The 9,659-nt window shown below is 48.3% G+C and carries 8 protein-coding genes and 1 tRNA gene; 7 read left to right on the top strand and 2 right to left on the bottom strand.

Annotated elements, in window-relative coordinates:
* Positions 1 to 217: 217 nt before the first annotated feature.
* Positions 218 to 1,204 (top strand): phosphatase PAP2 family protein, encoded by a 987-nt coding sequence (locus tag L0156_29815; protein ID MCI0607201.1) that lies wholly within the window; start codon positions 218 to 220, stop codon positions 1,202 to 1,204.
* A gap of 209 nt (positions 1,205 to 1,413) precedes the next feature.
* Here the strand turns inward: L0156_29815 and L0156_29810 are convergent, their stop codons facing one another.
* A complete protein-coding gene (locus L0156_29810) occupies positions 1,414 to 3,165 on the bottom strand; it encodes a DUF885 domain-containing protein (protein ID MCI0607200.1) in 1,752 nt (583 codons plus the stop codon).
* Between the two features lie 86 nt (positions 3,166 to 3,251).
* Here L0156_29810 and L0156_29805 point away from each other — a divergent pair.
* The 5 genes from L0156_29805 (at position 3,252) to L0156_29785 (ending at position 8,418) form a co-directional block, all read left to right on the top strand.
* Positions 3,252 to 3,327, top strand: a tRNA-Gly gene (locus L0156_29805).
* Positions 3,328 to 3,354: 27 nt separating this feature from the next.
* On the top strand, positions 3,355 to 4,026 hold the full coding sequence (locus L0156_29800; protein ID MCI0607199.1) for a polymer-forming cytoskeletal protein: 672 nt from the start codon (positions 3,355 to 3,357) through the stop codon (positions 4,024 to 4,026).
* 63 nt (positions 4,027 to 4,089) lie between these two features.
* On the top strand, positions 4,090 to 5,580 hold the full coding sequence (locus L0156_29795) for an aldehyde dehydrogenase family protein (GenBank protein ID MCI0607198.1): 1,491 nt from the start codon (positions 4,090 to 4,092) through the stop codon (positions 5,578 to 5,580).
* Positions 5,581 to 5,674: 94 nt separating this feature from the next.
* Entirely contained in the window at positions 5,675 to 6,478 is an 804-nt protein-coding gene (locus tag L0156_29790) for a lipoate--protein ligase family protein (GenBank protein ID MCI0607197.1), read from the top strand.
* A complete protein-coding gene (locus L0156_29785; protein ID MCI0607196.1) occupies positions 6,469 to 8,418 on the top strand; it encodes a protein kinase in 1,950 nt (649 codons plus the stop codon). Before L0156_29790 ends, L0156_29785 begins: the two co-directional genes overlap by 10 nt.
* Before the next feature lie 12 nt (positions 8,419 to 8,430).
* Here L0156_29785 and L0156_29780 read toward each other — a convergent pair whose 3' ends face one another.
* Positions 8,431 to 9,033, bottom strand: coding sequence for a hypothetical protein (locus L0156_29780; protein ID MCI0607195.1), 603 nt, complete (start codon positions 9,031 to 9,033; stop codon positions 8,431 to 8,433).
* A 168-nt stretch (positions 9,034 to 9,201) separates the two neighbouring features.
* Between L0156_29780 and L0156_29775 the strand changes: the two genes are divergently transcribed.
* A partial coding sequence (locus L0156_29775; GenBank protein MCI0607194.1) for a PLP-dependent transferase occupies positions 9,202 to 9,659 on the top strand: 458 nt, incomplete at its 3' end.

Here is a 9,659-nt window from a genome sequence, read left to right as displayed (position 1 = left end):
TTTATCTTTGTCAGGCTTCAGAGCTAAAACAGGAAGCGTGAAGAGAATGGCTAAAGAAAAAACAACGGCAAAAATGCGTGATTTGATCTGCACAACTCCTCCCTTTAATCCATGGATCCCGATTTGATTGTATTAAATAACATTTCCGTTGAGTTGCAAACTAGAGCGGACTGGAAGTCCGCGCTCCATCTAGTTTTGTGGTATCTTAGCTGATCTTATGGAGTCGACAATAACAGAAACAGGGGTGGAGAAACCCCGTTTTCTTGACTGGCGGCGCAGCTCCATTTTGCGAAGAATCGCCGCGCTGCGCATTGAAGAATTTATCGCATATCTATTTTTTATCCCCTGTTTGGCAATCACTCTCCGCGCCAATTCTTTTTTCTGGCTGGAAGGCTACGGTATGGGGCGTAAAATCGCGGGAGGACTCTGGCGGATCGGAGTGGTTACGGCAATGCTCCCCTTGATCCCGTATCTCTCCCGAAAATCTGAAACATCCCGTTTCTTTACGGTTGTCCGAAATGCTTTACCTTTTCTGATCGCCATTGCGATCTACACAAATCTTCACGACACCATTCACTTCGTAAATCCTAACGATGTTCAGGACTGGTTCTTGAGAGCCGATATCTGGCTTTTCGGTGTGGAACCAACTCTCTGGGCCCAGCAGTTCTACCGGCCCTGGCTAACCGAGCTTTTGTCCTTCTGTTACGCAAGCTACTTACCTCTGACCATTCTGATTCCTCTGGTGCTGTACATAAGAAGGAGGGATCTGGAAGCCCGCGAGACATTACTCGGGATCGTTTTGTGTTTTTACTGGGGCTATCTGTTGTACATTCTCTTTCCCACGGTGCCGCCACGTCTGTGGATTGCGGATCAGTACACCAGAGATTTTGAAGGATGGATGCTTCTCGCAACTCAGAGGGCCATGGTTTCGATTTCGGAATCTTCCTCACGCGCGGCGTTTCCTTCTTTGCATATCGCAATAACGTTTCTCACTTTAACTTACGCTTTTCGGTTTGTTCGGAAACTATTTTGGGTTTTGTTGCCGCTAGGAATCGGATTGATCGTCGCTACGATCTACCTCCGCCATCATTATGTAGTCGATTTGATGGCGGGAATTCCGCTGGCCATTCTTGCGTACCGGTATTCACCCGCGTGGGAGCGGAGGTGGGAAAGCATAAGAGCTCATTTAACGCAAAGAAAGTAGAAAAGTAGTGGCAGAGCATTTTCCATATGTCTGTATACACAGACCTTGTAACTAGACTTCGATTTTACACGGGACTATTATCGGTCGCGAAAATGCTCTGCAACATTCTGGCTTGCAGAGCATTTTCGCGCAGAAACTATGTTCGTGATATTGTGGCCATTTTCGGGATAACCAACATGTTCAAAGTAACAATGGCAAATGCTCTGCCACTACATTTTGCTTTGAATGTATTTCTTTACGTTGTTTTCCAGGATCGAAAGAGGGATGGCGCCGCTTCCAAGTACCACATCATGAAATTCCCGGATGTCGAATCTTTCTCCCAGCTCTTTCTGCGATTGTTTGCGCAGCTCCTGGATTTTTAGCTCGCCGATTTTGTAAGCCAGAGCTTGACCGGGCCACACAATATAGCGATCGACCTCCACAGTGATGTCATGCTCCGACTTGCTTGCATTTGCCATGAAATAATCGATTGCTTTTTGGCGGTCCCATCCCATCACGTGTATGCCTGTGTCCACTACGAGGCGAATAGCGCGCCACATCTCGTAAGCGAGCTGACCAAACTTTGAATAGTTGTCCTTATATAAACCAAGTTCGGGGCCGAGACTTTCGCTATAGAGTCCCCAACCTTCGACGAATGCTGTGTAGTGGCCGAAGTTGCGGAACTTTGGCACGTTTTCCAGCTCTTGAGCCAGCGAAATTTGCAGATGATGTCCTGGAACTGCTTCATGAATCGAAAGAGCTTCCATTTCCCATTTAGGTCGCATTTCCAACCTGTAAGTATTTGCGTAGTACCACCCGGGCCGTCCTGCCTTCAAATTCCCTTCATTATAATAGGCGGTGGTTTGAGAAGGAGCAGAATATTCAGGGATTTCGCGGACGCCATACGGTGTTCGCGGTAATTTTCCAAACAATTTCGGCAGCTCCGCATCGATCCTTTTGCAAATATCGCGATAGCCGGTCAACAATTCTTCTGGTTTTGTGTAAAAAAAGCGTGGATCGGATCTCAAGAAATGTAAGAACTCATCAAAACTGCCTTTGAATCCGGTCTCCGTGATAACTTTGTCCATCTCGGAACGTATGCGAGCGACTTCACGAAGCCCGATTTCATGAATCTGTTGTGGAGTCAGATCGGTCGTCGTAGAGGTTCTAGCTAAGTACGCGTACCATTCTTTTCCATCCGGAAGAGAAGAAATCCCGATTGTTTCACGCGTGTTTGGAAAATATTCTTTCGTCCAGAACTCGTGCAGCTTTTGATACGCTGGAACGACTTTCGTTTGAATCGCCTGTTTTCCCTGAGTGCGCAACCGGTCCTGATCCGCTTTGCTGATCTCTTCCGGGAATTTCTGAAAGGGTTCATTGAAGGCGCTCTTTTCTACTTGATCCACAACATGAGCCTTGATTTGATCTGCAACCGCCCGAAGCGTTATTTTTGGCGGCGTGACCTTCATCTTTAATCCTTCTTTCATTCGATCAATCGTTTGATCCATCATCACGGGGAACTTGTTCAGTCGAGTAATATAATCTTCGTAGTGCTTTACGTTTTTGAAAGGAAGCTGTGTGACGGCGTCCGGGGCTTGCTGCTGAATCCCTCCCATTTGATTGATCATGACTACGTAATCCGGAAAACGATGGCCTTCGACAGACTGTTTGAGATTCAAAAGGTAAAGATCGTAGTTCAATTGATTTGTTTCCGAGAGTTTGGAGCGGTCGATCGCTTGCAGTTTCTTCAACACTTCCAGGTCGTGGGCTTGTTCCTGTTTTACGGCTTCCAAAGAGACGTCCGGAAGCTGATCGTTATATCGCAGATCTCCCAGTATAGTTGCGTAAAGCGGATTCCGCTTGATTCCATATTCCCATTCTTCTTCGAAAAACGCATTCAGTTTTTCATCTTCGCTCATTGCGGCATTCCCATTTTGCGTAAACACAATCAAAATAAAAAGAACCATGAAATAGAATCGCATTTTTCCCTCACTCCGAAACAATCATTATACTGGTCACTGGCCACTAGTCACTGGTCACTATTTTTGTGATAACATATTCTCGGAAGGCGGGCATAACTCAGTTGGTAGAGTGCAAGCTTCCCAAGCTTGATGTCGCGGGTTCGAGCCCCGTTGCCCGCTCCAATAATTTAGCACTAAGGGAACAGTCTAATGAAATTTTTTGACCCGAAGAAAAAAGAACCTTCAGCGATGAATAACCCTGCTTCGGCACCGAAACCTACGAATGTTCAAGGTTCTATTCCGGTGTCGAACCCATATCCGCAGCCAACACCTGTTGTTCCAGAAAAACCCAAGGTGGAAACTGTAAAGCTCGACCCTGTGAAAATGGAACCAGTGAAGCCTGAACCGGTCAAGCCTGAAGCTCAACCTGCGGCGCCTGCAGCACTCACGGTGAGCATACCTGTGCCCGAAATTCCTAAGTCTGCTCCGGTCGCAAGAACAATTGGGAAAACGCTAATCGGCAATAGTGTCATCATCCGCGGAGACATCACGTCAGAAGAGAATCTGCAGATCGAAGGAGTTGTGGATGGCAGCATCGAAAGCAGCAATGACGTTCATGTTGGCGTCGAAGGGAGAGTGAATGCCACAATTCGCGCCAGCAACATTGTGATTCATGGAAGAGTGATTGGTGATGTTGCTGCAACGAATCGCGTGGAACTGGCGCCTTCGGCGTTGCTGCAAGGTAATATCCGGGCTCCCAAGCTGGCTATTGCTGAAACTGCTCTCTTTAAGGGAACGATCGATATGCGCCCGAAGGAAACCTCACCGGTCCGTGAGAGCAAAGAAAAGAACGCAGCAGCTTTGGAAACGGTCGAAAAGTAAGCTCTGCATAAAAGCGTCTTCACGTCGCGAGTCGATTTGTCTGCGCGTCGTCAGGGGGTAACTATGGTTCGTCCGCCACAGTACAAGAATCTCATTAACGGCGAATGGGTCGATTCTTCTTCCGGCAAAACATCTTTAAACACCAACCCTGCCGATAAGGAAATCATCGGAGAGTTTCCCGATAGCAATGCCGAGGATGTCGCCGCCGCAGTAGCAGCCGCGAAAAATGCGTATCAATCGTGGAGATTGGTTCCGGCCCCCAAGCGCGCGGAGATCCTGTTTCGCGCTGGCGAGTTGCTGCGTGAACAAAAAGATCAACTGGCAAAGGACATGACGCGTGAAATGGGAAAGGTCCTTAAGGAATCAGGCGGTGATGTTCAAGAAGCAATCGATATGACCTACTTTATTGCGGCGGAAGGACGCCGCTTGCACGGACACACGACGCCTTCTGAACTGCCGGATAAATTCATGATGTCTGTTCGCATTCCTTTGGGCGTTGCTTCGATCATCACACCATGGAATTTTCCGATGGCGATTCCATCCTGGAAAATAATTCCCGCGCTCGTGACGGGAAATACTGTTGTATTCAAACCCGCCGAAGATACTCCGCTGTCCGCGCATCATTTTGTGCGAATCTTGAAAGAAGCGGGCGTGCCGGCCGGAGTTGTGAATCTTGTTTGTGGATCCGGAGAAGCGATCGGTTCCGATCTGGTTACTCACTCCGATGTATCGATCATTTCCTTTACCGGAAGCACCGAAGTCGGCAAGATCATCAATCAAAATGCGGCTTCCACTTTCAAAAGAGTGTCTCTGGAAATGGGTGGTAAAAACGGAATCATCGTGATGGAGGACGCAGATGTGGATCTGGCAGTGGATGGGGCTGTATGGGGAGGGTTCGGCACGACCGGTCAGCGCTGCACCGCGGCGAGTCGCGTCCTGTTGCACGAAAGAGTCTACGATGAGTTTCTGGAAAAATTTGTCAGCAGGGCAAAAAGTCTTAAAGTTGGAAATGGCTTAAACCCACAGACGGAAATGGGTCCCTCAATCAATGAAGCTCAGCTTTTTAAAGTGGAGAAATACGTTCAGATAGGAAAACAGGAAGGTGCGCGGTTGATGTGCGGTGGGGCGCGTCTGGAAGGTGGGATCTATGATCAAGGATTTTTCTATGCGCCCACGATTTTCGCAGAAGTGGATCCCCATATGCGCATCGCGCGCGAAGAGATTTTTGGTCCGGTAGTGGCTGTGCTCCGGATCGGCAGTCTGGACCAAGCTCTGGAGATTGCAAACGACACACCTTACGGACTATCGAGCGCAATCTATACAGGGAACGTGAACCATGCGTTTCGCGCTATGCGCGACCTCTACACGGGAATTACTTACATCAATTCTTCCACGATCGGAGCGGAAGTTCACTTACCATTCGGCGGGACGAAACAAACCGGGAACGGCCACAGGGAAGGGGGACCCACCGTCATAGATCTGTTTACCGAATGGAAAACGATTTACGTCGACTTCAGCGGTAAACTGCAAAAAGCCCAAATCGACAACAACTAAGGTTTTAACGCAGAGACGCGGAGACGCAGAGACGCAGAGATAAAGAGATTTTTTTCCTCTGCGACTCTGCGTCTCTGCGTTTAAAAATAAAACTATGGATAGGTGGAGACTGCTCGTACACCCCGACCTGTCTGGCTACCAGCAAATGGCAATTGATGAAGCCCTATATCTGCTGGCAACTCCGGATTCCGTCCCGGTGCTCCGGTTTTATACCTGGCAGAAACCCACTTTGAGCCTGGGTTTCTTTCAGGATTACAAGAGGGTTGTAAGTGAGCCCTTCGTTATGCATAATAATATAGATGTAGTACGACGGATTACTGGCGGACGTGCCGTACTACATCAATTTGAAGTTACTTATGCGTTGGCTGGGCCACTTAAAAATCAATTCGCAGACAAGTCATTGAAGGAGACGTACCGGTTGATAGCAGAGGCGCTGAATCGGGGACTTGCATCGCTGGGCGTTCCGCAGGCCCAGTTTTCGAAAGACGTTTCCAGTCAGGAATCTCAGAATGAATCCCGCCTGCCGCAGTGTTTCGTTGCGGTTTCGCGGTACGAGATTGCAAAAGATGTGCGCAAAATCATTGGAAGCGCTCAGAAAAGATCACGGGACAGGTTCGTTCAACACGGTTCGATATTGCTCGATTTTGATGTCGCGTTCCAGAACGGCTGCATCCTGAATCCCGACTTGCAGATCGAAAAAAAGGTAGCACCGCTAAATCCTATGCTAGGCCGCGCGCTTTCACTGGCTGAGGTCAGCGATCACTTTAAGAAGGCCTTTGAAGAGCAATTCCAGGTGACAGCTGAACCAACAGAACTGGAAAAAAGTGAACGAGACCTCTCTCGCTCGATGGAAGAGAAATACCAGAGCGCTGAATGGACTGAACGCGGATGCAGATAAAGAATTTTCACATCATCAGAAGTCTGGAACGGAACACTCTTTCCGAACTTTTTCTTGCGCGCCACGTCCACGACAACTACTACGTTAAAATCCGTCTTTATGACCAGTCCAACATAACCAACGAAGAAATTCGGGAAGCGATCCTTCAACGTCTGCGCAATGCGTATCAGATGCGGCATCGCAACATCATTGCAACTCTGGATTATGGCGTTGAGGGCAGGTACATGTATCAAATTCAGGAGCACATGGATTGGGGAACGCTTGACGATCTTCTGGAAAAGGTTTCCCACGTGCCTCCCGAAATCGCCTCTTTTATTCTTCAGGAAATTCTGCGCGGCCTGCAGTACGCCCATAGCATTGGTATCTTTCACGGGATGCTCAGTCCGTCCCGTGTGCTGCTTTCGTCGAATGGCATCGTAAAACTTCACGATTTCCAGTTTCTGGATTTAAAACACACGTTCCTGAACAAGATTCACACAAAGTTGAAGGCAAAACAGCAAATGTACCTTGCTCCGGAGCATTTGCTGGGCAAAGAAGCGGATTATCGCTGCGATATTTTCTCGGCCGGGGTAATTGCTTACAAAATGTTGACGGGCCGGCATCCATTTCTGGAAGAAAAATCTGAATGGACGGTGATGCAAATCATTGCGTGCAACGCCAAGCTTTTGTTCGAGTTGGATCCCACGCTTCCTCCGCCCATGGAAGACCTCGTGGAAAAGATGATAGAGAAGGAACCGAGCGGAAGACTTCAGTCCTCAGAAGAAGCCTTAAGAATGATCGATAGCTATACAACAGATTTTGGGGAAATACGGTCGTACGAAGTGCTGGCGAATTTTCTGAAAAAGCCCGGCCAGTCGGTGGATCAATTGAAGGCTCTTCGCGCTGATGAATTGCTGCAGCAAGCCGCGCAGTTTCAAATCCAGGATCAATCGGAGCGAGCTCTCGTGGCGTTTCATCGCGCCCGTTTCTTGCGTCCCAAGGACAAAAACATTGAGAACGAGATTAAGTTGCTCTGCAACCGCCTTGGCTATTCCGGAGGTTCGAATGACGATCCTATTGTGCTGCAACTGGAACAATCCTTAAAGGCGAATCCTGACAACATTCAAGTTTTGCAACGCCTTTCCACACTGGCAAAATCGCGCGGTGATCTTCTGGAGTGCATCGCTTATCACAAAAGAATTCTGAAAATACATCCCAAGGATGTGTTCTCGAATGCCCAGTTGCGGCAGTTGCTCGAAAAGGATGACCGTGATGCGCTGTTTTCCCCAAACGAAACGAAGTGGACTCGCTGGCAGGATTTTTATAGAAGTCAGCAGCGTCCGGTGTGGCAGCGCTGGGGGTTCCTGCAGGGCAATATCTCTCTAATAGTCGCCGTATTTGGTCTCGCCGTGCTGATTGCGGCGCTACATACACTTCGATGGATCCCTGTGCAAAATGTCGATGCGGCGCCTCCGTATATTTTGATGCCTGCGACACAGCTGGTTTCGAATCAGAAAATCAACCAGCTTTGCGAACAGGCTGCTTCTGTTTACAGTCAGGGCGCGATACGGGAAGCGATAGAGATTCTTTCGAAAGCTCCGCTTCCGGAAAAAGGAGCTTCTACTGCTCGAGCCAGGCTTCTTCTTGCCCGCTATTACCTCGAAACAGAGTTGAAAGAAGAAGCCATGGAGACTCTGGAGAAAATCGATCTGCCGTCCGCTGAGTTGCAGCAACGGGTTGAAGCTCTTCAGTTGAAGGCTGAGATTTACAGGCGGGCAGGAAAGTATGGCTATGCCATCGATCAATACATGAACATCGAAGTCATGCCCGGGCTCTCCGCTGTTCAGCGAAGTGAAGCGTCGGCAAAGGTTCAGGAATTGCAAGACGAAGCGCTTCAACTGCAACTCGAAAAACAGGAGCTGAACGGCACAGTTTCAGATAAAGGTAAAAGTTCTTTCTAGCCGCTCCTGGTATCAACCGCGATTACTCGTGATGTGATCCACAAATTTGGTTGCGAAGCCGAGTGCCGCATCGCGATTCGGGAAACAAGATGCTTGCAGATATTCTCGTCCATATTCCTCCGAAGTGAAAACAGATTGAGAACAATTCTTTGCCGGGAAGTTTTCACCCCATTTGAATTGTTTCATGCTTGCGTAATCACCTGGATCAGCCCAGCAGGTCAAGGAATTTGGCGGGCATATGAAATGATATTGTTTGATTTCCTGGCTCTGCGCATCATAGGAGTAGCTGTATTCGATACCGGCCTGATACAACGATGCAAAAGTGCTCATCACCCTTTTCTTCCCGAATTTAACCATTCTGTAAACTTGAAGCTCATACTGACCGTTAGAGAGTGGATTGAGAACGATCGTAAACTTGCCCTGCGCCAGTTGTTCCACGGATTGACTCCGGAGACTGATGTTGTCCAGATAGGTTGAAACATCTCCATTCGCTTTTTGCATTTTCGATTTGCCTATCAATTGAATTGCAGCGGTTGAACCAGATTGTCCGTAAAGAGAGAGTCCACAAAGCAGAACAATGAACATCCCGAAAACTACGTTCCGATTGGTTTTCATTCTAAAACTCCTCACTTTCAAGTGTTGTGAGGATCTGGGTGAATCAGGTATCAAATGCAGAGTCGTTTCGTTGTGGAACTACGGGCCTTCGATGCGTGGTCCGATGTGCGACAGAGTGTAAGAATGTCGTGATATGATTCGAGTTTAATTTTGATACTGGAGGCACTCATGGGATTTTCCACTGATGCAATACATGCAGGACAGGAACCTGAACCCGCAACAGGCGCGATTACGGTTCCGATTTTTCAAACGTCCACTTATGTTCAGGAAGCGCTCGGGAAACATAAAGGTTACGAGTACGCAAGAACTCAGAATCCTACGCGTAGCGCATTGGAAAAGAATATTGCGGTGCTCGAAAAAGGATTCGCAGGATTTGCGTTTTCTTCGGGAATGGCATCCATCACGGCTGTGACGATGTTGCTCAAAGCAGGAGACCATGTCATTTGCACAGACAATGTCTATGGTGGAACTTACCGGCTCTTTGCGCGGATTTTTTCGAATCTCGGTCTGGAATTCACTTTCACGGACACATCGGGTTTGGAGAATATTCGCAAATCCATGAAACCCAATACGCGCATGGTGTTCCTGGAAACGCCGACAAATCCGCTTCTAACGCTTACCGATTT

It is taken from the genome of bacterium (assembly GCA_022616075.1).
In the GTDB taxonomy this organism is placed as follows: Bacteria; Acidobacteriota; HRBIN11; order JAKEFK01; family JAKEFK01; genus JAKEFK01.
The sequence above is the reverse complement of the archived record's forward strand: the minus strand, read 5'-3'. Positions and strand labels throughout refer to the sequence as shown.

Excerpts from the sequence above, each read along its gene's own strand:
- L0156_29790 (MCI0607197.1), top strand. The coding sequence starts at position 5,675 with ATGGATAGGTGGAGACTGCTCGTACACCCCGACCTGTCTGGCTACCAG.
- L0156_29800 (MCI0607199.1), top strand. The coding sequence starts at position 3,355 with ATGAAATTTTTTGACCCGAAGAAAAAAGAACCTTCAGCGATGAATAAC.
- L0156_29815 (MCI0607201.1), top strand. The coding sequence starts at position 218 with ATGGAGTCGACAATAACAGAAACAGGGGTGGAGAAACCCCGTTTTCTT.
- L0156_29810 (MCI0607200.1), bottom strand. The coding sequence starts at position 3,165 with ATGCGATTCTATTTCATGGTTCTTTTTATTTTGATTGTGTTTACGCAA.
- L0156_29780 (MCI0607195.1), bottom strand. The coding sequence starts at position 9,033 with ATGAAAACCAATCGGAACGTAGTTTTCGGGATGTTCATTGTTCTGCTT.
- L0156_29795 (MCI0607198.1), top strand. The coding sequence starts at position 4,090 with ATGGTTCGTCCGCCACAGTACAAGAATCTCATTAACGGCGAATGGGTC.
- L0156_29785 (MCI0607196.1), top strand. The coding sequence starts at position 6,469 with ATGCAGATAAAGAATTTTCACATCATCAGAAGTCTGGAACGGAACACT.